This window comes from Pseudomonas sp. RT6P73 (assembly GCF_054897715.1).
This window is the reverse complement of the sequence record NZ_JBUBUV010000002.1, coordinates 53,180-77,475: the sequence shown is the minus strand read 5'-3', so window position 1 is coordinate 77,475 and position 24,296 is coordinate 53,180. Positions and strand designations below refer to the sequence as shown.

Genomic DNA, 24,296 nt, shown 5'->3' with positions numbered 1-24,296 from the left:
TGCTAGCGATGGCGGACTGTCAATCAACAGTGATGTTGAATGTTCAGCCGTCATCGCCAGCAGGCTAGCTCCCACAGGAATTGCTGTTAACCCGACAACCGGGTCAACAGCACTTCGGCCCACCCTTGCCACCGTAACGAGCTTCCTGGCGTTCCCGGAAGAACATCCCGTAGCTCATCACCGGTTTGTCCGGGTGTTTGGTTTGCATATGCTCGACGTAGGTGTCGTAGTCGGGCATGCCGACCATCAGGCGCGCGGCCTGACCGAGGTATTTACCGAGGCGACTCAGGTCATTGAACATCGTGCATTCCTCGATTACGCATCCGGCACCACCTGGAACGGTGCTTCTTTATCCGTACGCTCTTTGCTGCCCCAAGCGGAAATACCGACCTTGAGCGCATAGAACAGGATACTGAAGACCACGAACAGGAACAGCGCCGTCAGCGTTGCGTTGGTGTAAGCGTTGAAGATCACGTGCTGCATCTGAGTGATGTCCTTGGCCGGGGCGAGGATCTGACCGTTGGCCAGCGCATCGCTATATTTCTTCGCCAGCGACAGGAAACCGATCGCCGGGTTGGCGTCAAACAGCTTGATGAAGCCTGCGGTGGTGGTGCAGATCAGCAGCCACACTGCTGGCAGCATGGTCACCCAAACGTAGCGCTGGCGTTTCATTTTGATCAGCACAACGGTGCCGAGCATCAGCGCGATACCCGCCAGCATCTGGTTGGAGATACCGAACAACGGCCACAAGGTGTTGATGCCGCCCAGCGGATCGATCACGCCCTGGTACAGCAACCAACCCCACATTGCCACGCAACCGGCGGTTGCGATCAGGTTGGCGGTCCAGGACTCGGTGCGTTTCAGCGCCGGCACGAAGGAACCGAGCAAATCCTGGAGCATGAATCGGCCGGCACGAGTACCGGCGTCGACCGCAGTCAGGATGAACAGCGCTTCGAACAGGATCGCGAAGTGGTACCAGAACGCCATGGTGTTTTCACCCGGCAGGACACTGTGCAGGATCTGCGCGATACCGACCGCCAGGGTCGGCGCACCGCCGGCACGTGCCAGGATGGTGGTTTCACCGATGTCCTTGGCCACCGCTTGCAGCGCTTCCGGGGTAATTGCAAAACCCCAGCTGCTGACGGTTTGTGCGACAGTCACCACGTCACCGCCGACGACTGCCGCCGGGCTGTTCATGGCGAAGTACACGCCTGGCTCGATCACCGAAGCGGCCACCATCGCCATGATGGCGACGAAGGATTCCATCAGCATGCCGCCGTAACCGATGTAACGGGCGTTTACTTCGTTATCCAGCAGCTTCGGCGTGGTGCCGGAGGAGATCAGTGCGTGAAAACCGGAGACCGCGCCACAGGCGATGGTGATAAACAGGAACGGGAACAAACCGCCCTTCCACACCGGCCCGGTGCCGTCGATAAACTGGGTGAGTGCCGGCATTTTCAGCTCGGGCATGGTGATCAGGATGCCGATCGCCAGGGCCACGATGGTGCCGATCTTCAGGAACGTGGAGAGGTAATCGCGCGGTGCCAGAATCAGCCAGACCGGTAACGAAGCGGCCACGAAACCGTAACCGACCAGCATCCACGTAATCTGCACGCCAGTGAAGGTGAACGCCTTGGCCCAGACCGGATCGGCGGCAATCTGCCCGCCCAGCCAGATCGAACCCAGCAACAGCAACACGCCGACCACGGAGATTTCACCGATCCGGCCCGGGCGGATGTAGCGCATGTAGATGCCCATGAACATCGCAATCGGGATGGTCGCCATCACCGTGAAAATCCCCCACGGGCTCTCGGCCAGGGCTTTCACCACGATCAGCGCCAGCACCGCGAGGATGATGATCATGATCAGGAAGCAGCCAAACAGCGCGATGGTCCCGGGAATGCGGCCCATTTCTTCACGGACCATGTCGCCCAGCGAGCGACCGTTGCGGCGGGTGGACATGAACAGGACCATGAAGTCCTGAACCGCACCGGCCAGCACCACGCCGGCAATCAGCCACAGTGTGCCGGGCAGATAGCCCATCTGTGCCGCCAGTACCGGACCGACCAGCGGCCCCGCGCCAGCGATGGCCGCGAAGTGGTGACCGAAGAGGATGTGTTTGTTGGTCGGGACGTAGTCGAGACCGTCATTGTTGATCACGGCGGGGGTGGCCCGTCGCGGGTCGAGTTGCATCACATTATTAGCGATGAACAGACTGTAATAGCGGTAGGCAACCAGATAAATGGCCACGGCAGCGACCACAATCCACAAGGCGTTGATCGCCTCACCTCGGCGCAATGCCACGACACCAAGGGCGCACGCTCCCACGATTGCCAGCAGCAGCCAGGGTAGATGGCGTAGCAGGCTATTATTATTTTTCATTTTATGATTCCAGCCAGGGTGGACAAGAAAGACAGCCACCCCGAGTTTAGCTCGCCTGACGACAAAGGCCATACCCCGACATTGGTCTAGAAGACTGCCCTGAGTGGCAGGCTCTGACAATGCGGGTCTATAGTCAGCGAACAACTAGAGGATTGCGCCATGAGCGAGCACCCTGCCGAACGCCGCCGCTTCAAACGTATTGCGTTCGATGCCCGAACCGAGCTGAGCCAGGGGGAATTCATCTGGCCGGTGAAGCTGATCGATCTGTCACTCAAGGGCCTGCTGATCGAGAAACCCGAGCCGTGGCTGGGTAATCCAGAGTGGCATTTCCTGGTCGATATTCATCTCAACGAAGACGTCGGGATCAAGATGGATGTGATGTTGACCCACGATGATCATGGCCAGCTCGGGTTTGTCTGCAAACACATCAGCCTGGAGTCCATCGAACGCCTGCGGCGGTTGATCGAATTCAACCTGGGTGATCCCGAGGAACTGGAGCGCGAATTGGGCGCCCTGATCGAAATCTGACTGTTCGACGCAAACCCTGTGGGAGCCGGGCTTGCCCGCGATGACGTCTTCAGCTCTGACACAAATGTCGACTGACAAACCGCTATCGCGGGCAAGCCCGGCTCCCACAGGATTGTTTACTTTGCTACCTGCAGCTATTCGAACAATGCGTCGAGGGCCTGTTCCAGACGGGTTACGGCAATAATCTGCAACCCCGGCGGCGCTTCCTTGGGCGCATTGCCCTTGGGCACGATGGCGCGTTTGAAGCCGTGCTTGGCAGCTTCCTTCAAACGTTCCTGGCCACTCGGCACCGGGCGCACTTCGCCCGACAGCCCGACTTCACCGAACACCAGCAAATCATGCGGCAGTGGCCGGTTGCGCAAACTGGACATGACCGCGGCCATCAGCGCCAGGTCGGAGGCCGTTTCCAGCACCTTCACCCCACCAACCACGTTGAGAAATACGTCCTGATCGTGAGTCGGAATCCCGCCGTGACGATGCAGCACCGCCAGCAACATCGCCAGGCGATTCTGATCCAGACCCAGCGTGACCCGCCGCGGATTCGCCAAGTGGCTGTCATCCACCAGCGCCTGGACTTCCACCAGCATCGGCCGCGTCCCTTCCCACGTCGCCATGACCACACTGCCTGGCACTTCTTCCTGCGCACGGGTCAGAAAAATCGCCGACGGGTTGGAGACTTCTTTCAGGCCCTTGTCGGTCATGCCGAAAACGCCCAATTCGTTGACGGCACCAAAACGGTTTTTCACCGCACGCAACAGGCGCAGGCGCCCATCGGATTCGCCTTCGAAATACAGCACCGTATCGACCATGTGCTCCAGCACGCGCGGCCCGGCCAATGCGCCTTCTTTCGTCACGTGGCCGACGAGGAAAATCGCGGTGCCACTTTGCTTGGCATAACGCACCAGCAACGCCGCACTTTCCCGAACCTGCGACACGCCACCCGGTGCCGATTGCAGTTGTTCGGTGAAGATCGTCTGAATGGAGTCGATCACCATGACCTTGGGCTTTTCAACCCGGGCGGTAGCAATAATGGTTTCGATGCAGGTTTCGGTCATCACCCGCAGCTGATCCTGAGGCAAGCCGAGACGACGGGCGCGCATGGCCACTTGCTGCTGGGATTCTTCGCCAGTGACGTACAGCGCCGGCATGACTTTGGCGAGGTTGCACAAGGTTTGCAGGAGAATGGTCGACTTGCCGATGCCCGGGTCACCGCCGATCAGCACCACCGAACCATCCACCAGGCCGCCACCCAACACCCGATCGAGCTCGCTGGACGCGGTGGAGAAGCGCGGGATCTCTTCGACGCTGACTTCGGCCAGGGTCTTGATCTGTGCCTGTTGGCCGGTCCAACCAGTGCGACCGCTGGGGGGTGCGGCACCGCCGCTCTCGACCATGGTTTCGGTCAGCGTGTTCCAGGCCCCGCACTCGCCGCACTGGCCGGCCCACTTGGGGAAGGTTGAGCCACACTCGGTGCAGCCGTACATGCGCTTGGCTTTGGCCATCTGAACTCCCGGCAAAAACCGCGATGATAGCTCAGCTGAAGCGGATCAGCGCGGCGCTGCTGTGCGGATTTCACCCTGGGCCAGACGCGCGGCGCTGTTGCCCAACGGATCTTCGGCATTCAGGTCGGCGCCCTTGGCCTTGAGCTCATCCAGCAATTCGACCCGTTTGAACAATCCGGCATACATCGCGGCAGTCTGGCCGGCGCCGTTACGTTGGTCGGGGCTGCAATGAGCGGCCAACAGGGTTTTGGCGATCTGGATTTCACCCTTGAAAATGGCGCCCATCAGGGCGGTGTTGCCGCGTTGATCCTGCGCGCAGGCGTCGGCCCCGGCCGCGAGCAAACGGTCCACGGCGGCTGCCTGGCCGTGATAGGCGCCAAGTATCAGCGCGGTGTAACCCTTGCCGTCGCGGGTATCGAGGGAGTAACCGGCCTCGATAAAGGTATCGAGCATCGGCACATCGCCACGGCGGGCAGCGTCGAAGTAGTAATCCTGCAGTTGAACCTTCAGCGCTGCGGGATCTTCGGCCGGCCCGCCGAAGACGCTGAACGAAACGCACGCCAGTAACAGCGATAGACAAAAACGCATGGCAAGCTCCTTGGTCTGATGGGACCTCGTCAGAGGCCCCGCTTTTCAGGCAAACGCGATCAATCAGCCAGCTTGGACGCCAGCGCCTTGACCCGGCTCAGATCCCCCTTGGCCACTTTGGTCACGCCGCTCCCGTATTCCGGGTCGGCCTTATAAAGGAAGGACAGGATGATGTGTTTGCTCTCGTCATCGGTGGTGGCCAGTGAACCGCCGAAGCTCTCGATCAAGTCCTTGCGCTCTTTCTTGCTGAAGGAGCGATACAAATCGCCGGCCTGCTTGAAATTCTGCTCACGCCTGATCTTCGCCTGCTGCGTGCTGCCCGACAGGGCCGACTGGCTATACCGCGCGGCTTGCGGCTCGTCACGCGGCAGCAAACGGCTCGGCTGATAATTAACACCGCTGCTGCTGTGGCCGATGTTCATCGCGCCATCCTGATTGCCATTGTTCACGGCGACCTTGGGTGCATTGATCGGCAATTGCAGTGCATTGGCGCCCAGGCGATACAGTTGAGTATCGGCATAAGAGAATACGCGGCCCTGTAACAACCGATCTTCTGAAGGCTCGATACCGGGAACAAGATTGGCCGGTGCCATGGCAACTTGTTCCGTTTCCTGGAAGACATTTGCCGGATTACGGTTCAACACCATTTGTCCAACTTTTCGTTCAGGAACTCCGGGCCAGATTTTGGTTGCATCCAATGGATCAAAATCAAACTTGTACAAGTCTTGAGGATTTAACACCTGGACGTACAAGTCCCATTTCGGAAAGTTACCCTTGTTAATATGACTCACCAAGTCATTGGTCATATGACTGTAGTCTTGACCTTGAACTTTGGTGACTGCTTTTGGATCGAGATTATTAATCCCCTGCAGACTTTTCCAGTGGAACTTCACATAGTGCACTTCACCCTTGGCATTAACCAACTTGTAAGCATGAACACCATTACCGTCCATTTCTCGATAACTGGCCGGTGTACCGGACTTGGAATACAACTCCGTCAGGGTGCGAGTGGCCTCTGGCACATGAGAGAAGAAATCAAAGCGGCGGGCATCATCGTCCAGGTTGGTACGCGGGTCCGGCTTGAAGGCGTGGACCATGTCCGGGAATTTGATGGCATCACGAATGAAGAAGGTCGGGAAATTGTTGCCGACCAAGTCCCAGTTGCCGTCCGCCGTGTAGAACTTGGTAGCAAAGCCCCGGGGATCACGCAGGGTTTCTGGCGAATGGTTGCCGTGGACCACCGCCGAGAAACGCACAAATACCGGCGTGCTCTGTCCACCAGCGAATACCTTGGCCTTGGTCAGGTCACTCAGGTCCTCCGTCACGGTGAAGGTGCCGTGAGCACCGGTACCGCGGGCATGCACGACGCGCTCGGGAATTCGTTCACGGTCAAAGCGTTGGAGCTTCTGGATCAGTTGCACGTCCTGTAGCAACACCGGGCCGTTGGCGCCGGCGGTCTGCGAGTTCTGATTGTCGCCGACGGCAGCACCGTTATCGCGGGTCAGTGTCGCAGCATGGACGGAGAAGGACAGCAGGCTGGCGGTTAACACGCCAAGGGTACGCCGATGGGGAAAAGCCCCGAGGCCAATGGTTGAAGTCATATCAGGTTCCTCTGTTTTCAAGGCGCACTCCAAGTGCGCTGCCCAGAGGCTAGAGGCCCGGACCGCAGAACATAAATAGAAAGAACGTAATGTGATGATTCAGAAAATTATGTGGCTAATCAGCTTGTTAGCGCGTAATTCGCGCGCGATTGGTGTCACTTTGAAAGCTAAATGCCTGCAAATGTGTCGATAAACACGGGCATTGTAAGACGGTGTTTCGAGCAAGAGCCGTCCTGCTGAATTACACTGCGACCCACCAACCTCATCTGTAACAAGGAAATAACCTATGGGCGTGATAACTGAGTTCAAGGCCTTCGCGGTCAAAGGTAATGTGGTCGACATGGCCGTCGGTATCATCATCGGCGCCGCGTTCGGCAAGATCGTTTCATCGTTTGTCGGCGACGTGGTGATGCCGCCAATCGGCCTGCTGATCGGTGGGGTGGACTTCAGTGACCTAGCCGTTACGCTCAAGGCAGCCAACGGGGAGGTCCCGGCGGTGATGCTGGCCTACGGTAAGTTCATCCAGAGCCTGATCGACTTCATCATCGTTGCGTTCGCGATCTTCATGGGCGTCAAAGCCATCAACCGTCTGAAACGCGAAGAGGCCGTTGCGCCAACCCTGCCGCCGGTTCCCACCAAGGAAGAAGAGCTGTTGAGCGAGATCCGTGATCTGCTCAAAGCCCAGAACAATCAGCCCTGAAGGCTGGTTGCACGCAGAAACGGCGCCTTCGGGGCGCCGTTTTTTTACCAGAAATTTTCCACCGCTACCTGGCCGGGTCGTCGGCTGAGGCTCAAGTGCATGTCGCGTTGCTTGAGCAACTTGCGCGTGTCATCGATCATCTGTGGGTTGCCGCAGAGCATGACTCGCGAGTGCTCGGCCGTCAGCGCCACCCCTGCCACCCGCTCCAGTTCACCGTTTTCAATCAGCGTAGTGATTCGCCCGTTCAGGGCGCCGGGGTGCTGCTCGCGCGTAACAGTGGCGATGAACTGCAACTTGTGCGCGTACTCGGCCAGATAGTCGCGCTGTGCCAACCCCGCGATCAGCTCCTGATAAGCCAGCTCGCGAGACTCGCGTACGCTGTAGACGAGGATGATCCGCTCAAACTTCTCCCACACCTCGAAGTCCTGAAGGATCGACAGAAACGGTGCCACGCCCGTGCCTGTGGATAATAACCAAAGATCACGGCCATCGACGAAACGATCCAGCGTCAGATAACCAAAGGCCTGACGGTCGACCAGCAGCGTATCGCCGACCTCCAGCCGACTCAGTTCACTGGTGAACTCCCCGCCAGGGACGACGATGGAAAAGAACTCGAGAAATTCGTCATGGGGCGAGGAGACCATTGAATAGGCCCGCCACACCGTGCTGCCGTCGGACCGGGTCACGCCAAGCCGGGCAAATTGCCCCGCGCGAAACCGAAAGCCGGGGTCTCTGGTGGCCCGCAACGTGAACAGGTTGGGGGTCAACGGCTGAACGTCGGTCAGGGTCTGGCGAGTGAATTTTTCGGCACTTGCAGTCATGGGCTGCTCCATTCAACAGATACCCCCAGTGTCCCGCAAAGTGGGGAATGTAAACACCGATGATTTGTAGTGGCTTTACGCAGCGCGCCTTTTTACGGTCATTACGGCGTTTGAAATTGGGCGTCGCTAAACATTAACCAGAAGGTACAAAACAAGTTTAAATAATTGAATGGTGTACCTCATGCAACTTGCCCCTTCGGGCTAAGAACCAGTTATTTATTTTTCAGTCCTTTCAAGAGCGAAAAAATTGCAACGAATGCGTAGGAATACTCCTACACTCGTGGCGTGCTGGATTTCGGATCCAATCCGCACCCCCAAGATACCCGCATGGAGTTACATCGATGAAAATGTGGATGGAATCACAATTAGGGCAGATATCCAAGGCGAGGGATGTTGAGTCTGCATACCGGATGTCACTTGATCTCGTACAAGACCTTGGCTTTAGATTCTGTGCTTTTTCAATAACTTCACACGCACGAGGCCCGCACTTCGAAAGAGTGAATCTCAATAATTACCCAAGCGACTGGAACTTGAAATATGAAAAGAACCACTACGACGACGTAGATCCGATACTGGCTCATTGCAATCACTCGACACTCCCCATTCTTTGGGGAGAGGAAGCCTACTCAAAGACACCAACACTGTGGCAAGAACAAAAGCAACTCGGTTTGAAGTATGGCTGGTCGCAATCGCTTCATGGCGACAGCGGGCTCTGCAGCATGTTCAGTCTGGCCAGAAGCAACGACCCCATCACCCCCTACGAATTGTATGAAAAGCTGGGTTACACGATCTTCATCTGCCACCAACTGCATGGGCTTGTCGCAAAAAAGCTGCCTTCACGCGTGAGTGATCCCTACAAACCCCATTTATCGACACGCGAAATCGAGATACTGAAACTGTCGGCCGATGGCAAAACTGCATGTGAAATAGGCATGATCCTCAAAATTGCTGAACGCACCGTAAATTTTCATATCAGCAGCGCCATCAAAAAACTGGGTGTCAACAACAAGATCGCCGCCGTCATCAAAGCGGCAAGGGCCTGCATGATCTGAGCATTGCGCCCAAATACCCGGGGACGAAAAACCCGCGAGTATTCCAAAAGAAAAAAACGTACCATTTGCGGTTCCTCCAGAGTGATGACGAGTGAAACATCACGTCGCAGTCCACTCGGACGGCCCCGCCCGCTACAACGCCTCAGGCAGCGGGACACCACACCCGTTGACTACCCAGAGCCCCGCCTCATGCCCTTGCTCGAAACACCCTTCGCCCAACTCGATCTGATCCGTCAGCCAGAACAGCAGAACGAACCGCTGCAGGCTTTCGATGCCGCAGACGAATATCTGCTCAATCATCTGGCCGAGCAGCAACTGGACGCGGACACCCGAGTACTGGTGCTCAACGATAGCTTCGGCGCATTGGCAGCGAGCCTGGCGGGAAAAGTCCTGGTGACCAGCAGCGGCGACTCGTTCCTGGCCTTCCAGGGTCTGGAAAAGAATCTGATCCGCAACGGCCAGGCATTTGATGCGGTGCCGTTTGTTCCGGCGAACGAAGCGTTCACCGGCCCGTTTGACCGCGTGTTGATCCGGGTGCCGAAAACCCTGGCCTTGCTGGAAGAGCAACTGATTCGTCTGCAAAACCAACTGGCTCCGGGCGCTCAGGTGATTGCGGCAGCGATGGTCAAGCATCTGCCGCGCGCCGCGGGTGATCTGCTGGAACGTTACATCGGCCCGGTGCAAGCCTCGTTGGCGGTCAAAAAAGCCCGGCTGCTGATCGCAACGCCTGAAGCCAAAACCCCAGCCGTGTCCCCCTACCCTTCACGCTATCAACTCGACACACCGGCAATCGAACTGCTGAACCACGCCAATGTGTTCTGCCGCGAAGGGCTGGACATCGGCACACGAGCCTTTCTCCCACATTTGCCACAGAACCTCGGTACAGCGCGAGTCGCCGACCTCGGTTGCGGTAACGGCGTATTGGCAATCGCCAGCGCTCTGCAAAACCCTGATGCCCATTACACGCTGGTGGACGAGTCATTCATGGCAGTGCAATCAGCGGCTGAAAACTGGCGCGCTGCGCTCGGTGATCGTGACGTGATCGTACGCGCCGGCGATGGCCTGGCCGGGCAAGAACCGCAATCGCTGGACGTGGTGCTGTGCAATCCACCGTTTCACCAGCAACAAATCGTCGGCGACTTTCTCGCCTGGCGGATGTTCCAGCAGGCGCGTGAAGCCTTGGTGACAGGCGGTGCGCTGTACATCGTCGGCAACCGTCACCTGGGTTACCACAGCAAGCTCGCGCGACTGTTCCGTGGCGTTGAGCAAGTGGCGGCCACGCCGAAATTCGTCATTCTCAAAGCCCGCAAATAATCGCAGGTAAAAAAAACCCTCCGTGACAGGAGGGTTTGAATCCGTGCCGCAGGGCAACGGGATGGGAATGTCGTGTGTTTCAGGGCGTGGACAGACCCGCGGCGTTCATGAACATGCGCATCAGGCTCGCCACGATAAACAGGGCGCCCACGCTACCGACCCAGATCAAGGCCAACCAACCGAGCCGCTGCAAAAGCGGTTTCTTCTCTGCTGCCTTGATTTCCTCCAGGGAATGTTTGCCAGCCATCATCGTGACCTCCTTTGAAACGGCACAGGAATAAGCCCTGCGCCATTGTCGTGTGCGCTAGTGATAACCATCTTCATGGGTCACCTTGCCGCGGAACACGTAGTAGCTCCAGAAGGTGTAACCCAGAATGAACGGGATGATGAACAGTGTGCCGACCAGCATGAAGCCCTGGCTTTGCGGCGGTGCGGCGGCGTCCCAGATCGAAATCGAAGGCGGCACGATGTTGGGCCACAGGCTGATGCCCAGACCGCTGTAACCCAGAAAGATCAGCACCAGTGTCAGCAGGAATGGCGTGTAGTTCGCATTGCGAGCCACGGCGCGGATCAGACCGTACATAGTCACCAGCACTAGGATTGGCACCGGCAGGAACCAGAACAGATTCGGCAGCGTGAACCAGCGCGCCGCGATCTCGGCATGGGCCAGCGGGGTCCAGATACTGACGATGCCGATCACCGCCAACAATACAAACGCCAACGGCCGCGCCAGATCATGCATCTGTTCCTGCAATTTGCCTTCGGTCTTCATGATCAGCCAGGTGCAGCCCAGCAGCGCATAGGCCACCACCAGCGCCGCACCGCAGAACATTGTGAACGGCGTCAGCCAGTCCAGCGAACCACCGGCGAACTGGCGGTTGACCACCGGCAATCCATCGATGAATGCACCCAGCGCCACCCCCTGGAAGAAGGTGGCGGCAATCGAACCGCCGATGAATGCCTTGTCCCACAAATGGCGCTTGTCGTCCTTGGCCTTGAAGCGGAACTCGAACGCCACGCCACGGAAAATCAGCCCGATCAGCATGAAAATCAGCGGCAGGTACAGTGCCGAGAGCACCACCGAATAGGCCAGCGGGAACGCGCCGAACAACGCCGCGCCGCCCAGTACCAGCCAGGTTTCGTTGCCGTCCCAGACCGGGGCGACGGTGTTCATCATCACGTCACGGTCGGTCTTGCCGGGGATGAACGGGAAGAGAATCCCGATCCCAAGGTCGAAGCCATCCATGACCACGTACATCATGATGCCGAAGATGATGATCACGGCCCAGATCAGCGGAAGATCAATACCCATGACTCAAATCTCCTTGGTCAGGCTGGGATCGTGGTCGTCGTCGGCGGAATCGTCGGCGGCGGACAGCGGACGGGCCGGCGTGCGTTTCTTGCCTGGACCACCTTCGGGCGTTTCCTTGCCTTCGTCGATCTTTGGCCCTTTGCGCACCAGGCGCATCATGTAACCCAGACCGGCACCGAACAGCGCGAAATACACCACCACGAACAGGATCAGCGTGATGCTCATCTGCATGAAGCTGTGATTGGAGGACGCGTCCGCTGTGCGCATCAGGCCGTAGACCACCCACGGCTGACGGCCGATTTCAGTGGTGAACCAACCGGCGAGGATCGCGATCAGGCCGGACGGGCCCATCCACAACGCCAGGTAGAGGAACGGTCGCGAGGTGTACAGCTTGTCGCTCTTGCGCAGCCACAAGCTCCACAGACCGGTGAAGATCATCAGCATGCCCAGGCCCACCATGATCCGGAACGACCAGAAAACGATGGTCGAATTCGGCCGGTCTTCAGGCGGGAAATCCTTGAGCGCCGGCACCTGTTTGTCCAGGGAATGCGTCAGGATCAAGCTGCCCAGGTACGGAATTTCTACCGCGAACTTAGTCCGTTCTTCTTTCATGTCCGGCCAGCCGAACAGGATCAGCGGGGTCGGCTCATCGCCGTGATTTTCCCAGTGACCTTCTATCGCGGCGATTTTCGCCGGCTGATGCTTAAGCGTGTTGAGACCGTGAAAGTCACCGATGACGGCCTGAATCGGCGCCACGATCAAGGCCATCCACATGGCCATCGAAAGCATGGTGCGAATCGCCGGGTTGTCCTTGCCGCGCAGCAAGTGCCAGGCCGCTGAAGAACCGACGAAGAAGGCGGTCGCGACGAACGCGGCCGTTGCCATGTGCATCAGGCGGTAGGGGAATGACGGGTTGAAAATCACTGCAAACCAGTCGGTTGGAATGACTTGGCCGTTGATGATTTCGAACCCCTGCGGGGTTTGCATCCAGCTGTTGGAGGCGAGAATCCAGAAGGTCGAGATCAGCGTGCCGATGGCGACCATGACCGTGGCGAAGAAGTGCAGGTTGCGCCCGACCTTGTTCCAGCCGAACAGCATGACACCGAGGAAACCGGCCTCAAGGAAGAACGCTGTCAGGACTTCGTACGTCAGCAATGGCCCGGTCACGGAACCGGCGAAGTCCGAGAAGCGGCTCCAGTTGGTGCCGAACTGATAGGCCATGACCAACCCGGAAACCACGCCCATGCCGAAGTTGACGGCAAAGATCTTCGACCAGAAATGGTACAGATCGCGGTAAGTGTCGTTGTTCGTCTTCAGCCACAGGCCTTCGAGTACCGCCAGGTAACTCGCCAGGCCAATGGTGATGGCCGGGAACAGGATGTGAAATGAGATGGTGAACGCGAACTGAATTCGGGCGAGATCAAGCGCCTCCAAACCGAACATAAGTCTTCCTCTGTCAGTAATATCGGCTGAAGGCTTGCGGCCTGCACCCACTGCCCCCACGGATATGGAGTGTGGCGAATTTGAATTCGTTCTTTTTTTACAAACATCACAACGTAGGGAGTCTGGCCATCTGGCCGCCGGATCATTCCCACAAGGGTCTTGATCTGGATCAAGCAATGGTTAAAAGAGTAGTCCCATTTTTGACGATGGACGGTGTGGTCTTTTGACGCGTGACAGGTTGCCTCATAGCTGTGCTCATGACCTGAAACACATTACCTGTGGGAGCGAGCCTGCTCGCGAAGCGGGGTGTCAGGCGGCAGAAGTATCGACTGATACGCCGTCATCGCGAGCAGGCTCGCTCCCACAGGTGTTTTCTGCGTTTTTTGGAGATCGGTGTCTAGCTAACTAAATTTCCAAGCCTGCAACTTCTGGTTACAGGTTAGTGATAATGTCGACCCTCTCCTCGCTCAAGACCTGCCCTCAGATGCCCAGCCAAGCGCCCCTGCTGTTACGTCATCACCGTCCTTTTATTGCGTTCTGGTTGGCTCGGGTGTTTACCGCCAGCGGTTTTCAGATGCTCACCGTGGCCATCGGCTGGAATCTGTATCAACTGACTGGCAATGTGCTCGACCTGGGTTTAGTGGGGCTGGTGGAGTTTGCCCCGCGGGTGCTGTTCATGCTGCACACCGGGCATGTCGCGGACCGCTATGACCGGCGCAAGGTCGCGGCGATCTGTCAGTTCCTGCAAGCGTTGATCGCCCTGTCCCTGGCCATCGGTAGCGCGACCGATCATGTCACCCGGGAGATGATCTTCATCCTCGCGTTCCTGCTCGGCGCCGCGCGCTCCTTCGAGATGCCGACCACCCAGGCCTTGCTGCCGAGCATCGTGCCCAGCGCGCTGTTCCCCCGCGCCGTCGCCGCCGCGCAGTCGGCGCAACAATCAGCCACCATCGTCGCCCCGGCCCTTGGCGGTTTGCTCTATGCCTTCGGCAGTGTCTGGGTATATGGCCCGACGGTGATCCTCTACATCATTGCCTGCCTGTTGATGCTCAACCTGCCCGCCCGGCAGACACCACTGAACAAGGGCAAGGCGACCCTGGACTCGTTGCTGGCGGGTATCCGCTTCATTCGCAGTCGCCCGGACATTCTCGGGGCGATTTCCCTGGATCTGTTTGCGGTATTGCTCGGTGGTGCGACGGCGCTGCTGCCGGTGTTCGCCAAGGACATCCTGTTGACCGGCCCATGGGGCCTGGGCCTGTTGCGTTCAGCCCCGGCAGTCGGTGCTTTGCTGATGTCGCTGTACCTCGCGCGTTTTGCCGTTGAGCGCAAGGTCGGGCGGGTGATGTTCACGGCCGTCGGTGTGTTCGGCGTCGCGACCATCGCATTCGGCCTCTCGACCTCGTTCTGGCTTTCCCTGGCCGTGCTGGTGGTGTTGGGCGCGGCGGACATGATCAGCATGGTGATCCGCGCCTCCTTCGTGCAACTGGAAACCCCGGACGAAATGCGCGGCCGAGTCAGCGCCGTGAACGGTTTGTTCATCGGTGCTTCGAACCAGCTGGGCGAATTCGAATCCGGCGTCACCGCCCATTGGTTCGGCACCGTACCAGCGGTGGTGATGGGTGGGATTGGCACGCTGGTGGTGACTGGGGCGTGGATCAAACTGTTCCCGACCCTGGCCAACCGCGACCGCATGCATGTGTCGGTGGAGGAGGCCAGGGTCTAAAGCAGTTTGTCGAGGGTGATGGGGAAGTCCCGCACCCGCTTCCCGGTGGCGTGATAGATCGCATTGGCTACCGCCGCCGCGACCCCGACGATCCCTATTTCGCCGACGCCCTTGGAGCCGAGAGCGTTGACGATCTCGTCATGTTCTTCGACGAACAGCACATCAATGTCGCCGATATCTGCGTTTACCGGGATGTGGTACTCGGCCAGGCTGTGATTCATGTGACGACCCAATGCATGGTCGGTTTGCGTCTCCTCGTGCAATGCCATCCCGATGCCCCACACCACACCACCGAGAATCTGGCTGCGGGCCATTTTCGGGTTGACCACTCGACCTGCAGCAATTGCACTGACCACTCGGTTGACCCTCACCGTGCCCAAGTCCTCATCGACCAACACTTCGACGAACACCGCCGAATGGGTCGCGGTGGCATAGGCATCGCGCTTCTTGTCCGGCTCGGCGTCGACCTGCACGTCGAGGGTGTCTTCGCCACTGTCCCGCGCCAGATCGGCCAAACTCACATGTGCCTCACCGAAGGACAATTGCCCTTCTTCGAAAACCGCTTGCTCCATGGTCACACCACTGAACGCCGGATGTGTCTGTCGCGCCACCGCGAGCAGTTTGTCCTTTAACGCCTCGCAGGCCTGCTGAACGGCGGTACCTACCGACGACACAGTGAACGATCCGCCCTGCAACGGTGCGGTCGGTAATGAGGAGTCGCCGAGGACAAAGGTGACATCCTTCACGGAAACGCCTGACGCCTGAGCAGCGATTTGCGTCATCACCGTGTAAGTGCCGGTGCCGATATCCGTGGTCGCACTGCTGACCGTCAGTTTGCCGCGGTGATCAAGTGATGCCTTGGCGCTGGCCTTTTGTTGCATCGCTTCCCAGACACCGCCAGCCATGCCCCAACCCACCAGTTGCCGGCCCCGGCGCATGCTGCGTGGTTCGGCATTGCGTTTGTCCCAGCCGAAACGTTTCGCACCTTGGGCATAGCACTCACGCAGCTCTTTACTTGAATACGGTTTGTCTTCGTTCTGATTGCGCTCGGCGTAGTTGATCAGGCGCAACTGCACCGGATCGATTGCCAACGCACAGGCCAGTTCGTCCATCGCACATTCGAGGCCAATCAAACCTAGCGCGGCGCCTGGAGCACGCATGTCCAGCGGCGTGAACACGTCCAGCGGCACCAGTTTGTAGGTCAGTTGCACGTTGTCGCAGTGATAGAGCATGCCGCTCCACTCCACCACGTGCTCGGTGAAGTCCTCGAAACGCGAGGTCTGGCCGATGGCGCAGTGCGCCACCGCGAGCAAGCGACCGTTGGCTGCCGACCCCAATTGCAAACGCTGCAAGGTGCGTGGCCGATAGCCGAAGGTGAACATCTGCTGACGCGTCAACGTAACGCGCACCGAACGCTTGAGATGCAGCGCCGCCATGACCGCCAGCGGCAGCTGATATTGCGGACGCAGGCCGGAACCGAACGCCCCGCCGACATAAGCGGCGAAAATCCTGACCTGCTCTTTCTCCAGCCCGAATACCTTTTGCACATACGACTGACAGTTCTGTGGTCCTTGGGTCTTGTCGTGGATGTGCAGACTGCCATCGGCCTGATACAGCACCGTGCTGGCATGGGGTTCCATCGGGTTGTGGTGTTCGATCGGCGTGCTGTAGTTCAGGTCCAGGCTGATGGCCGCGCTGGCAAACCCGGCCTGAAAATTCCCACGAGGCTTGGGCAGTTCGGCGGGCGCAGGTTTGGCTTCGCCTTGCAGGATTAGCAGATCGGTCTGATGGGGCTCTGTTCCGTATTCGATTTTTACCAACGAACCGGCATGGCGCGCCAGCTCAAGGTTATCCGCGACAATCAATGCCAGCGGCTGACCGCTGTACAGGATCCGGTCGTTGTACAACGGACGAAACGGCGAACCCTCAGCCGAGTCGGCGTCTTCATAAGACTTGTCGTAGCTGGCGATTTCCGGGCGATGGAGGTGATCGATCACTGCGACGACACCGGGCAACGCCAGTGCCTCGGACGCATCGATGCTGAGCACCCGTCCGCAAGCGATAGTGGCGCAAACGACGCTGCCGTGAAGCAAGCCGTCCTCAGAAAACTCTCCGGCGTAGCGGGCCTGACCGGTGACTTTGAGATGACCGTCGACCCGGTCCAGTGGCTGGCCCATGGGCAAAGTGAAGGTGTTCATCAGGCTTGTCCTCCCCGTGCGGCATCGCTCAGGGCGCGGACGATTGCCCGGCGTGCGAGTTTGACTTTGAAAGCGTTGTGTTCGAGCGGTTCGGCGTTTTGCAGCAGCCTGTCCGCCGCTTCGGTGAAGGACTCAGGGTTGGCGGTTTTGCCTGCCAGAAAATGTTCGACGGCAGTGTCACGCCAGGGTTTATGCGCTACACCACCGAGCACCAGTCGCGCCTCGCGGATGATCGACCCTTTTAGGTCCAGCGCTGCAGCCACCGAAACAAGGGCAAAGGCATAGGACGCACGATCACGAATTTTCAGGTAATGGCTGTACTCGGCAAAACCGGTGGCCGGTAATTCGATTGCAGTAATGAGTTCGTCGTCGGCCAGTTGGTTATCGCGCTCCGGCGTATCGCCCGGCAACCGGTGGAAATCGGCGAACGCGAGGGTTCTCATGCCGTTGCGACCTTGTACGTGGACCACAGCTTCCAGCGCAGCCAACGCCACACACATGTCGGAAGGATGGGTCGCAACGCACTGCGCGCTGGCGCCCAGGATTGCGTGAATGCGATTGAGGCCGTCCCGCGCCGGGCAGCCGCTACCGGGCTCACGTTTGTTGCACGGCACGCTGGCGTCGTAGAAGTAATAGCAGCGAGTGCGTTGCAGAAGATTGCCGCCGGTGCTGGCCATATTGCGCAACTGCGGCGATGCACCTGCCAGGATCGCTTGCGACAATAAAGGGTAACGCTGTTCAATCAGCGGGTGCCAGGCAAGGTCCGCATTGCTGACCAGGGCACCAATCATCACACCACCGCTGGCAGTTTCCCTCACGTCGCGTAAAGGCAACCCGGTGATATCGATCAAATGTTCGGGGCGAGTGAGGTTCTCTTTCATCAAATCCAGCAGATTCGTACCGCCGGCAATGAAGCGCGATGCCGGACCGGCGAGATGCACGGCGTCTTCCACTGAACCCGGTTTGCTGTAATGGAAAGGGTTCATTGGCCATCTCCCTGTGCGGTCCGCTGACGGCACGCGGGCAATGCCTCTGCGATGGCATCGCGGATGTTGCTGTAGGCGCCGCAACGGCAGAGGTTGCCGCTCATCAACTCCTGAATCTGTTCAGTGGTCTGCGCCCGTCCTTCATTAACCAGCCCCACCGCCGAGCAGATCTGCCCCGGTGTGCAATAGCCGCATTGAAAAGCATCGTGTTTGATGAAGGACTGCTGCATCGGGTGCAATTCGTCGCCGTTCGCCAACCCCTCAACCGTCGTCAATTCGGCGCCGTTACACATCACCGCGAGTGTCAGGCAGGCATTCACCCGTTTGCCATTGAGCAATACCGTGCAAGCACCGCATTGGCCGTGGTCGCAGCCTTTTTTAGTGCCGATCAGGTCCAGTTGCTCACGCAAAAGATCCAGCAGCGTGGTCCACGGCAGGACCTCAAGCTGCCGCTCCTGACCATTGAGGGTCAGGTGGAGCGGATGAATGGCATAGGAAGGCTGCGCAGCGTCGGGAGTGGTCACGCTCATAAACACCTCACGGTAGGTCGTACATTCGCGGCGTTTTGGTCAACCACCGTCATAAGGGGTACGACTTCACCTTGGGGTGAGCGTTCAAGGGAATTGATGGGCGTGGCATTTGTGTAGGGATCTGCCGAAACCACGGTAAGAAACTGCCTTTAATGGGTGCAATCGTCCATAACTGTAACTGGCCCCTAAGGCTGCGCATTACACTCCATAGAACACATACGCAGAGACCATGCCCATGCACAACCCGCCGCACCCTGGCGAAACGCTTTTGACGGAAGTATTGCCCGAGCTAGGCATCAGCGTCACAGAACTTACCCGTCACTTGGGGTTCGCTCGTCCGCATCTTTCGCGCGTACTGCATGGACACGCGCCGATTAGTCCGGATCTGGCGGTGCGTCTCGAACGAGCCGGAATTGGCAAGGCGCGGATGTGGTTAGGGGTTCAGGCCGACTACGACCTCTGGCAAGCGGAGCATCGTGAGCAACCGTTTATCGAACCTATTGCCATTCACGCCTGAGGTTTTTCAAACCACCAATTCCCCCGCCACTGCAGTGCGCGTGGCTTTACCGCAGAGTTGCTCCACCAGCGACAGGGCAAACTGCAGTGCCGCCCCAGATCCCTGCGCGGTGATGCAGTTGCCATCCACCACCACAGGCTGGTCAACAAAAGTGCAGCCCGACAGTTGATGGCTGGCCAATGGCAGGCAGGTCATCCGCCGTTGACGTAATACGCCAAAGGCTTGCAATGCCAGCGCCGGGGATTCACCGATGCCGGCGAACAGACGCCCGGCGGAGGCCTGGTCCTTGATCAACTGTTGCAGGGGTTGATGCGCGGCGAGGTGTTGTGAGCCGACCTCACCGCCGGGCAGCGCGATCAGGTCGAACGGCTGGGCCAGCAAATCCACCAGCATTGCGTCGGCGGTCAAGCGGGAGCCACGGACGCAGGTGATCATGCGTCGGCCCTCGATGCTCGCCGCTACTACTTCAACCTTGGCGCGGCGCAGCACATCGATCAGGGTGACGGTTTGCAGGTCATCGATGCCCTCGGCGAGGGTAATCAAAGCTCTAAAGGTCATGGGCACGGTCCACAGAATGATCTTTAAAGCGTAGTCAGCTTTCCTGACCCTTGTTCGAGCGCAGGCGTTACTTGATGTAAAGCTGGGTCGACATCGTGTTGCCCGGCGCGTTGATTGAGGTATTGCTGAAAGTGAAGATGCCGTTCTGCTTGCCCGCAAGATTGAAGATATACAGATAGCCGACGGTTTTTTCCCCTGGCGTGCAGTCCTTCAAGTTGCCGGTTTGAAAGGCGCACACCGGCGTCCGGGTGCCGTCCACTTCAAAACCATCCAGCGCGACATGCGGGGCGCGACCATAGCCAATCTCCAGAACGTAGACCCTGATGCTCGGACCACTGTGGTCACAGCTCGTCTGCTCTTGATTCTCGACAATGTTTTCATAACCACAGCCCGGCGATTCGACCTTGACCACTTTCACCTGGCTCAACGGCGGTGCCATCGCCGCCGAGGCAGTTTGCGCCCCCAGCAACAATGCCATCGCGACGCCAATCACCGCTGCCCCACACTTTTTAATGCAATCCATAACGCCCCCCAAAACCAGCGCGCAGTATGGCTCAGTTCGCTTTACGGCAAAACATCGACGACGATCGCAGCCATAAGCAGCCACAGCCCCACGCTGCTGGTATGATGCGCGGCTTTTTCCGACCTGCAGAAAATTACCAGGCGCCTTCAACGGCCTGTGCTTTGCTGTTGAGGTCGATACATTCACGGCGCCGGGCGCGCCACGGGGAGCAGACATGCTGGAAAGGCTGTTTCAACTCAAGGCACACAACACCAACGTGCGTACCGAGATTCTGGCGGGCGTCACGACCTTCTTGGCCATGGCCTACATTCTGTTCGTCAACCCGAGCATTCTCGGCGAGACCGGCATGGACAAGGGCGCGGTGTTTGTCGCGACCTGTCTGGCAGCGGCCATCGGCTCCACGGTAATGGGCCTGATCGCCAACTACCCGATCGCGCTCGCACCGGGCATGGGCCTGAACGCCTTCTTCACCTACACCGTGGTCCTGCACATGGGCCACACCTGGCAAGTGGCGCTGGGTGCGGTGTTTATCTCGGCGGTGCTGTTCTTCCTGCTGTCGATCTTCCGCATCCGCGAATGGATCATCAACAGCATCCCGCTGCCGCTGCGCTCGGCCATTGCCGCCGGTATCGGCCTGTTCCTGGCACTGATTGCCCTGCATAACGCCGGCATCGTGGTCAGCAACCCGGCGACCATGGTCGGCCTCGGTGACCTGAAACAACCAGCGCCAATCCTCGCGACCCTTGGCTTCGCCCTGATCGTCGCCCTCGAAGCGCTCGCCATACGTGGCGCGGTGCTGATCGGCATTCTGGTCGTGACCATCGCGTCCATCGCATTGGGCTTCACTCCGTTCGGCGGCGTGATGTCGATGCCGCCGTCCCTGGCGCCGACCTTCCTGCAACTGGACATCAAGGGTGCGCTGGACATCGGTCTGGTCAGCGTGATTTTCGCCTTCCTGTTCGTCGACCTGTTCGACAACTCCGGCACCCTGATCGGCGTCGCCAAGCGCGCCGGCCTGATGGGCAAAGACGGCCACATGCCGAAAATGGGCCGCGCCCTGATCGCTGACAGCACCGCGGCCATGGCCGGTTCGCTGCTGGGCACCTCGACCACCACCAGCTACATCGAATCCGCCGCCGGCGTGAGTGCCGGTGGCCGCACTGGCCTGACCGCCGTCGTGGTGGCGATTCTGTTCCTGCTGGCTCTGTTCTTCTCGCCATTGGCCGCCAGCGTTCCGGCGTTCGCCACCGCACCGGCGCTGCTGTTCGTCGCGGTATTGATGACATCCGGCCTGGCCGAAATAGACTGGGACGACATCACCGTTGCCGCACCGGTCGTGATCACCGCGCTGGCCATGCCGTTCACGTATTCCATCGCCAACGGCATCGCCTTCGGTTTCATCTCCTGGACCGCGATCAAACTGCTGTCCGGCCGCGGCCGTGAGCTGAACCCGGCGCTGGTGATTCTGTCGATTCTGTTTGTGATCAAGTTGGGTTGGTTCAACGCATGACTTTTGATTCCCAGGCCTACGCCGCTCAGCTCGAAGAAAAGGTCACGCGCCTGCGCGACCTGCTGGCCCCGTTCGATGCGCCAGAACCTGCGGTGTTTGACTCGCCGCTGAAAAATTTCCGCCTGCGTGCCGAATTCCGCCTGTGGCGCGAAGGCGGCGATCGTCATTACGCGATGTTTTCCCAGGAAGACAAACGCACGCCGATCCTGATCGAAGAATTCCCGATTGCCAGCCTGCGCATCAATGAGCTGATGCCGCAGCTCAAGGCCGCATGGAAAGCCAGTGCGGCGCTGAGCCACAAGCTGTTTCAGGTGGAGTTCCTGACCACCCTGGCCGGCGATGCGATGATCACCCTGTGCTATCACCGCCCGCTGGACGAACACTGGCACACAGCGGCATCGAAACTGGCCGCCGACCTGAACATCAGCGTTATCGGTCGCTCGAAAGGCAAACGCGAAGTGATTGGCCATGATTACGTGGTCGAGAAACTGGACGTCGGTGGCCGCACATTCAGCTACCGCCAGCCCGAAGGCGCATTCACTCAGCCTAACGGCACCGTGAACCAGAAGATGCTCAACTGGGCTTACGACGCCCTCGGCGATCGCCCGGACGATTTACTGGAGCTGTATTGCGGCAACGGCAACTTCACCCTGCCGCTGGCGACCCGCGTGCGCAAAGTGCTAGCCACCGAAATCAGCAAGACTTCGGTGAACGCCGCACTGAGCAACCTCAGCGAAAACGCTGTGGATAACGTCACCCTGGTGCGTTTGTCCGCCGAAGAGCTGACCGAAGCATTAAATGAAGTCCGCCCATTCCGGCGCCTGCACGGCATCGAACTGAAGAGTTACGAGTTCGGTAGCGTCTTCGTCGACCCGCCTCGCGCCGGCATGGACCCGGACACCTGCGAACTGACCCGGCGCTTCGACAACATCCTCTACATCTCCTGCAACCCGGAAACCCTGGCGGCCAACATCGCCCAGTTGCACGACACCCATCGCATCACTCAGTGCGCGATGTTCGACCAGTTTCCGTGGACGCACCACATGGAATCCGGGGTGTTGTTGACGCGTCGTTGATTGCAGCCGCCCCATACAAAACAGCCGTCAGTACGACGGCTTTTTTGTGGCTCAATCGGTGACATCTGCCTTGCGCGGACGCCCGCCTTTACGGCCATTAGCCCGCGCTGCCTCGGCTTTGGCGGCGCTGCTTTGGCGACCATTGCGTGAGGCGATGACCGAGGCAGCCATGTTCATCAAAGGCCTGCTCGCCGAAATCATCCCGGCGATGGACACGTGCAGATCCTTGCCTTCATGGCACAGGGCGGTGCCGGAAAAGCCGACTTTCAGGTCCGCGAAATCCTCGACGTCGAAATCATCAAATTCCGAATAGTTCTGCACGGGCAGCAGCACGCCACTGCCATCAATGAAACTGACCGCCAGACAAGGTTCCACAAACCTCACCGAAGTCGCCTGCAATCCGTTTTTTTGGCGCACTTGCCCGCGCTGGATGGCTTCATCCAGTACTGCCTCGGTGACAGGCCGATCGGCCAGCATTCCTGCCTGTATCGTTTTCATAGTTGAATCTCCACACCCTCAGGAACGCCGATCAGCGCCAGCAGGGTCTTGTTCGTCTCGGGTTCATAGCAAGCCGAGCCAATCATCCAGGTCGTACTCGCGATCCTTTTTACCACCACGACTTCGCTGGCCTGCCAGTCCCATTTCTGATGATCGAGACAGACCGTTTGCAGCTTGTCCCACCAAATGGCCCGGGCGCGACGCAAGTGGGCGGGTTGTCTGAGTGCGCGACGCAATCCTTCCAGCACTGCCACAGGTGGCCGATTTGAATGAGGCACCACATCCCACAGCTCGACATTGTTGTGCCAAAAGCAGAATTTGAAGCGTGCACTCCAGCTTCCGGCATCTACATGCGCGTGCGGCGGGCAGTGCTCATCGCGCAACATGATCACCATTGAAAACCCTTTGTAGCTGAATAATCGCATGCTAACCCATCCGTTAGGTTAATGAATCAAAAGACCCGACACTCCCTGTAAAATCCGACAATTGGCTCTGCGCCAAATCGTCTTTACGCCTCTGAGACTAGCGTCAAGCCTCGCGTTGGGCCGGTGGATAACTGCGCAAAACAGTAAGCAATCCTTTCCTCGCTCCCACAAAAAAAGCCGTCACGAAGACGGCTTTCCTGGCTTGTCACACAATCATTTCGGCTGATTTTTTCGGAACTCGGTAGTGGTCACGCCGGCGTACCCCCAGTTATCGGTATCGACTTCCTCGATCACGATGTGGGTCAGTTCCGGTGGCTTGCCGAGAACGCGTTTCAAGGTGTCGGTGATTTCGGCGATGACTTGGGCTTTCTGCTCCCGGGTGACGCCGTCACGGGTGATTCGCACGCTGACGAAAGGCATGATGCTGCTCCTGTCCGGTTATCGAATTAGACGCCGGCCAAGTAAAGCATTGCTTCGGCGATTTCATCTACAGTGACGCACTGTCCCTC

General features: G+C 58.7%; 25 protein-coding genes. 8 read left to right on the top strand and 17 right to left on the bottom strand.

Annotated features, from left to right (window positions below; all coding sequences use genetic code 11):
* Positions 1-103 precede the first annotated feature (103 nt).
* Both ACYZT6_RS00580 and ACYZT6_RS00575 read right to left on the bottom strand, forming a co-directional pair.
* Positions 104-301, bottom strand: a complete 198-nt coding sequence (locus tag ACYZT6_RS00580; RefSeq protein WP_462025311.1) for a YbdD/YjiX family protein — start codon at positions 299-301, stop codon at positions 104-106.
* A 14-nt stretch (positions 302-315) separates the two neighbouring features.
* Positions 316-2,382, bottom strand: a complete 2,067-nt coding sequence (locus ACYZT6_RS00575; protein WP_462025310.1) for a carbon starvation CstA family protein — start codon at positions 2,380-2,382, stop codon at positions 316-318.
* 159 nt (positions 2,383-2,541) lie between these two features.
* Here ACYZT6_RS00575 and ACYZT6_RS00570 point away from each other — a divergent pair, with 159 nt between their 5' ends.
* Positions 2,542-2,910 carry a PilZ domain-containing protein gene (locus ACYZT6_RS00570; protein ID WP_462025309.1) on the top strand — a complete coding sequence of 123 codons (369 nt, stop codon included), beginning with the start codon at positions 2,542-2,544 and terminating at the stop codon, positions 2,908-2,910.
* Between the two features lie 134 nt (positions 2,911-3,044).
* Here ACYZT6_RS00570 and radA read toward each other — a convergent pair whose 3' ends face one another.
* From radA to katB, 3 genes are read right to left on the bottom strand one after another with little or no spacing between them, the layout of a single operon-like run.
* A complete protein-coding gene (gene radA / locus ACYZT6_RS00565) occupies positions 3,045-4,412 on the bottom strand; it encodes a DNA repair protein RadA (RefSeq protein ID WP_109635008.1) in 1,368 nt (455 codons plus the stop codon).
* 45 nt (positions 4,413-4,457) lie between these two features.
* Complete coding sequence (locus ACYZT6_RS00560) at positions 4,458-5,000, bottom strand: ankyrin repeat domain-containing protein (RefSeq protein WP_462025308.1); 543 nt, start codon at positions 4,998-5,000, stop codon at positions 4,458-4,460.
* A 59-nt stretch (positions 5,001-5,059) separates the two neighbouring features.
* Positions 5,060-6,601 carry a catalase KatB gene (katB, locus tag ACYZT6_RS00555; RefSeq protein WP_462029891.1) on the bottom strand — a complete coding sequence of 514 codons (1,542 nt, stop codon included), beginning with the start codon at positions 6,599-6,601 and terminating at the stop codon, positions 5,060-5,062.
* Positions 6,602-6,887: 286 nt separating this feature from the next.
* Here katB and mscL point away from each other — a divergent pair, with 286 nt between their 5' ends.
* Complete coding sequence (mscL, locus tag ACYZT6_RS00550; protein ID WP_462025307.1) at positions 6,888-7,301, top strand: large-conductance mechanosensitive channel protein MscL; 414 nt, start codon at positions 6,888-6,890, stop codon at positions 7,299-7,301.
* A 44-nt stretch (positions 7,302-7,345) separates the two neighbouring features.
* On the opposite strand, the gene ACYZT6_RS00545 is transcribed toward mscL, so the two are convergent.
* Complete coding sequence (locus tag ACYZT6_RS00545; protein WP_462025306.1) at positions 7,346-8,122, bottom strand: ferredoxin--NADP reductase; 777 nt, start codon at positions 8,120-8,122, stop codon at positions 7,346-7,348.
* A 341-nt stretch (positions 8,123-8,463) separates the two neighbouring features.
* Between ACYZT6_RS00545 and ACYZT6_RS00540 the strand changes: the two genes are divergently transcribed.
* Positions 8,464-9,174, top strand: coding sequence for an autoinducer binding domain-containing protein (locus ACYZT6_RS00540; RefSeq protein WP_462025305.1), 711 nt, complete (start codon positions 8,464-8,466; stop codon positions 9,172-9,174).
* A 189-nt stretch (positions 9,175-9,363) separates the two neighbouring features.
* The gene (locus tag ACYZT6_RS00535; protein WP_462025304.1) at positions 9,364-10,488 is read left to right on the top strand and encodes a methyltransferase; all 1,125 of its coding nucleotides are present in this window, start codon (positions 9,364-9,366) and stop codon (positions 10,486-10,488) included.
* Between the two features lie 79 nt (positions 10,489-10,567).
* Here ACYZT6_RS00535 and ACYZT6_RS00530 read toward each other — a convergent pair whose 3' ends face one another.
* The 3 genes from ACYZT6_RS00530 to ACYZT6_RS00520 are packed head-to-tail and all read right to left on the bottom strand — an operon-like array spanning position 10,568 to position 13,243.
* Positions 10,568-10,735, bottom strand: a complete 168-nt coding sequence (locus ACYZT6_RS00530) for a DUF2474 domain-containing protein (protein WP_462029890.1) — start codon at positions 10,733-10,735, stop codon at positions 10,568-10,570.
* A gap of 57 nt (positions 10,736-10,792) precedes the next feature.
* Complete coding sequence (gene cydB / locus ACYZT6_RS00525) at positions 10,793-11,800, bottom strand: cytochrome d ubiquinol oxidase subunit II (RefSeq protein ID WP_462025303.1); 1,008 nt, start codon at positions 11,798-11,800, stop codon at positions 10,793-10,795.
* Positions 11,801-11,803: 3 nt separating this feature from the next.
* Positions 11,804-13,243, bottom strand: a complete 1,440-nt coding sequence (locus ACYZT6_RS00520; protein ID WP_462025302.1) for a cytochrome ubiquinol oxidase subunit I — start codon at positions 13,241-13,243, stop codon at positions 11,804-11,806.
* Between the two features lie 484 nt (positions 13,244-13,727).
* On the opposite strand from ACYZT6_RS00520, the gene ACYZT6_RS00515 reads away from it, so the two are divergent.
* A complete protein-coding gene (locus ACYZT6_RS00515) occupies positions 13,728-14,966 on the top strand; it encodes an MFS transporter (RefSeq protein ID WP_462029889.1) in 1,239 nt (412 codons plus the stop codon).
* Here the strand turns inward: ACYZT6_RS00515 and ACYZT6_RS00510 are convergent.
* The 3 genes from ACYZT6_RS00510 to ACYZT6_RS00500 are packed head-to-tail and all read right to left on the bottom strand — an operon-like array spanning position 14,963 to position 18,680.
* Positions 14,963-17,164, bottom strand: coding sequence for a xanthine dehydrogenase family protein molybdopterin-binding subunit (locus ACYZT6_RS00510; protein ID WP_462025301.1), 2,202 nt, complete (start codon positions 17,162-17,164; stop codon positions 14,963-14,965). The two genes, ACYZT6_RS00515 and ACYZT6_RS00510, sit on opposite strands and share 4 nt — an antisense overlap.
* On the bottom strand, positions 17,164-18,150 hold the full coding sequence (locus tag ACYZT6_RS00505; RefSeq protein ID WP_462025300.1) for an FAD binding domain-containing protein: 987 nt from the start codon (positions 18,148-18,150) through the stop codon (positions 17,164-17,166). The genes ACYZT6_RS00510 and ACYZT6_RS00505 overlap by 1 nt, the downstream gene beginning before the upstream one ends.
* Complete coding sequence (locus ACYZT6_RS00500; protein ID WP_462025299.1) at positions 18,147-18,680, bottom strand: (2Fe-2S)-binding protein; 534 nt, start codon at positions 18,678-18,680, stop codon at positions 18,147-18,149. The genes ACYZT6_RS00505 and ACYZT6_RS00500 overlap by 4 nt, the downstream gene beginning before the upstream one ends.
* Before the next feature lie 229 nt (positions 18,681-18,909).
* On the opposite strand from ACYZT6_RS00500, the gene ACYZT6_RS00495 reads away from it, so the two are divergent.
* Positions 18,910-19,197, top strand: a complete 288-nt coding sequence (locus ACYZT6_RS00495; protein WP_462025298.1) for a HigA family addiction module antitoxin — start codon at positions 18,910-18,912, stop codon at positions 19,195-19,197.
* 6 nt (positions 19,198-19,203) lie between these two features.
* Here ACYZT6_RS00495 and ACYZT6_RS00490 read toward each other — a convergent pair whose 3' ends face one another.
* Both ACYZT6_RS00490 and ACYZT6_RS00485 read right to left on the bottom strand, forming a co-directional pair.
* On the bottom strand, positions 19,204-19,755 hold the full coding sequence (locus ACYZT6_RS00490) for a DJ-1 family glyoxalase III (protein ID WP_462025297.1): 552 nt from the start codon (positions 19,753-19,755) through the stop codon (positions 19,204-19,206).
* A gap of 67 nt (positions 19,756-19,822) precedes the next feature.
* A complete protein-coding gene (locus tag ACYZT6_RS00485; protein ID WP_462025296.1) occupies positions 19,823-20,278 on the bottom strand; it encodes a DUF4879 domain-containing protein in 456 nt (151 codons plus the stop codon).
* A 214-nt stretch (positions 20,279-20,492) separates the two neighbouring features.
* Here ACYZT6_RS00485 and ACYZT6_RS00480 point away from each other — a divergent pair, with 214 nt between their 5' ends.
* Together ACYZT6_RS00480 and trmA are read left to right on the top strand one after the other, a co-directional pair.
* Positions 20,493-21,788 carry an NCS2 family permease gene (locus tag ACYZT6_RS00480; protein ID WP_403102479.1) on the top strand — a complete coding sequence of 432 codons (1,296 nt, stop codon included), beginning with the start codon at positions 20,493-20,495 and terminating at the stop codon, positions 21,786-21,788.
* Positions 21,785-22,864 (top strand): tRNA (uridine(54)-C5)-methyltransferase TrmA, encoded by a 1,080-nt coding sequence (gene trmA / locus ACYZT6_RS00475; RefSeq protein WP_462025295.1) that lies wholly within the window; start codon positions 21,785-21,787, stop codon positions 22,862-22,864. Before ACYZT6_RS00480 ends, trmA begins: the two co-directional genes overlap by 4 nt.
* Positions 22,865-22,915: 51 nt before the next feature.
* Here trmA and ACYZT6_RS00470 read toward each other — a convergent pair whose 3' ends face one another.
* The 3 genes from ACYZT6_RS00470 to ACYZT6_RS00460 all read right to left on the bottom strand — a co-directional run bounded on the left by ACYZT6_RS00470 (position 22,916) and on the right by ACYZT6_RS00460 (position 24,207).
* Complete coding sequence (locus ACYZT6_RS00470; protein ID WP_462025294.1) at positions 22,916-23,362, bottom strand: DUF2442 domain-containing protein; 447 nt, start codon at positions 23,360-23,362, stop codon at positions 22,916-22,918.
* Positions 23,359-23,787 carry a DUF4160 domain-containing protein gene (locus ACYZT6_RS00465; protein WP_462025293.1) on the bottom strand — a complete coding sequence of 143 codons (429 nt, stop codon included), beginning with the start codon at positions 23,785-23,787 and terminating at the stop codon, positions 23,359-23,361. Before ACYZT6_RS00465 ends, ACYZT6_RS00470 begins: the two co-directional genes overlap by 4 nt.
* A 213-nt stretch (positions 23,788-24,000) precedes the next feature.
* On the bottom strand, positions 24,001-24,207 hold the full coding sequence (locus ACYZT6_RS00460) for a tautomerase family protein (RefSeq protein WP_462025292.1): 207 nt from the start codon (positions 24,205-24,207) through the stop codon (positions 24,001-24,003).
* Between the last annotated feature and the right edge of the window lie 89 nt (positions 24,208-24,296).

Coding starts and splice junctions, on each gene's coding strand:
- ACYZT6_RS00580 (WP_462025311.1), bottom strand. CDS start 301: ATGTTCAATGACCTGAGTCGCCTCGGTAAATACCTCGGTCAGGCCGCG.
- ACYZT6_RS00575 (WP_462025310.1), bottom strand. CDS start 2,382: ATGAAAAATAATAATAGCCTGCTACGCCATCTACCCTGGCTGCTGCTG.
- ACYZT6_RS00570 (WP_462025309.1), top strand. CDS start 2,542: ATGAGCGAGCACCCTGCCGAACGCCGCCGCTTCAAACGTATTGCGTTC.
- radA (WP_109635008.1), bottom strand. CDS start 4,412: ATGGCCAAAGCCAAGCGCATGTACGGCTGCACCGAGTGTGGCTCAACC.
- ACYZT6_RS00560 (WP_462025308.1), bottom strand. CDS start 5,000: ATGCGTTTTTGTCTATCGCTGTTACTGGCGTGCGTTTCGTTCAGCGTC.
- katB (WP_462029891.1), bottom strand. CDS start 6,601: ATGACTTCAACCATTGGCCTCGGGGCTTTTCCCCATCGGCGTACCCTT.
- mscL (WP_462025307.1), top strand. CDS start 6,888: ATGGGCGTGATAACTGAGTTCAAGGCCTTCGCGGTCAAAGGTAATGTG.
- ACYZT6_RS00545 (WP_462025306.1), bottom strand. CDS start 8,122: ATGACTGCAAGTGCCGAAAAATTCACTCGCCAGACCCTGACCGACGTT.
- ACYZT6_RS00540 (WP_462025305.1), top strand. CDS start 8,464: ATGAAAATGTGGATGGAATCACAATTAGGGCAGATATCCAAGGCGAGG.
- ACYZT6_RS00535 (WP_462025304.1), top strand. CDS start 9,364: ATGCCCTTGCTCGAAACACCCTTCGCCCAACTCGATCTGATCCGTCAG.
- ACYZT6_RS00530 (WP_462029890.1), bottom strand. CDS start 10,735: ATGGCTGGCAAACATTCCCTGGAGGAAATCAAGGCAGCAGAGAAGAAA.
- cydB (WP_462025303.1), bottom strand. CDS start 11,800: ATGGGTATTGATCTTCCGCTGATCTGGGCCGTGATCATCATCTTCGGC.
- ACYZT6_RS00520 (WP_462025302.1), bottom strand. CDS start 13,243: ATGTTCGGTTTGGAGGCGCTTGATCTCGCCCGAATTCAGTTCGCGTTC.
- ACYZT6_RS00515 (WP_462029889.1), top strand. CDS start 13,728: ATGCCCAGCCAAGCGCCCCTGCTGTTACGTCATCACCGTCCTTTTATT.
- ACYZT6_RS00510 (WP_462025301.1), bottom strand. CDS start 17,164: ATGAACACCTTCACTTTGCCCATGGGCCAGCCACTGGACCGGGTCGAC.
- ACYZT6_RS00505 (WP_462025300.1), bottom strand. CDS start 18,150: ATGAACCCTTTCCATTACAGCAAACCGGGTTCAGTGGAAGACGCCGTG.
- ACYZT6_RS00500 (WP_462025299.1), bottom strand. CDS start 18,680: ATGAGCGTGACCACTCCCGACGCTGCGCAGCCTTCCTATGCCATTCAT.
- ACYZT6_RS00495 (WP_462025298.1), top strand. CDS start 18,910: ATGCCCATGCACAACCCGCCGCACCCTGGCGAAACGCTTTTGACGGAA.
- ACYZT6_RS00490 (WP_462025297.1), bottom strand. CDS start 19,755: ATGACCTTTAGAGCTTTGATTACCCTCGCCGAGGGCATCGATGACCTG.
- ACYZT6_RS00485 (WP_462025296.1), bottom strand. CDS start 20,278: ATGGATTGCATTAAAAAGTGTGGGGCAGCGGTGATTGGCGTCGCGATG.
- ACYZT6_RS00480 (WP_403102479.1), top strand. CDS start 20,493: ATGCTGGAAAGGCTGTTTCAACTCAAGGCACACAACACCAACGTGCGT.
- trmA (WP_462025295.1), top strand. CDS start 21,785: ATGACTTTTGATTCCCAGGCCTACGCCGCTCAGCTCGAAGAAAAGGTC.
- ACYZT6_RS00470 (WP_462025294.1), bottom strand. CDS start 23,362: ATGAAAACGATACAGGCAGGAATGCTGGCCGATCGGCCTGTCACCGAG.
- ACYZT6_RS00465 (WP_462025293.1), bottom strand. CDS start 23,787: ATGCGATTATTCAGCTACAAAGGGTTTTCAATGGTGATCATGTTGCGC.
- ACYZT6_RS00460 (WP_462025292.1), bottom strand. CDS start 24,207: ATGCCTTTCGTCAGCGTGCGAATCACCCGTGACGGCGTCACCCGGGAG.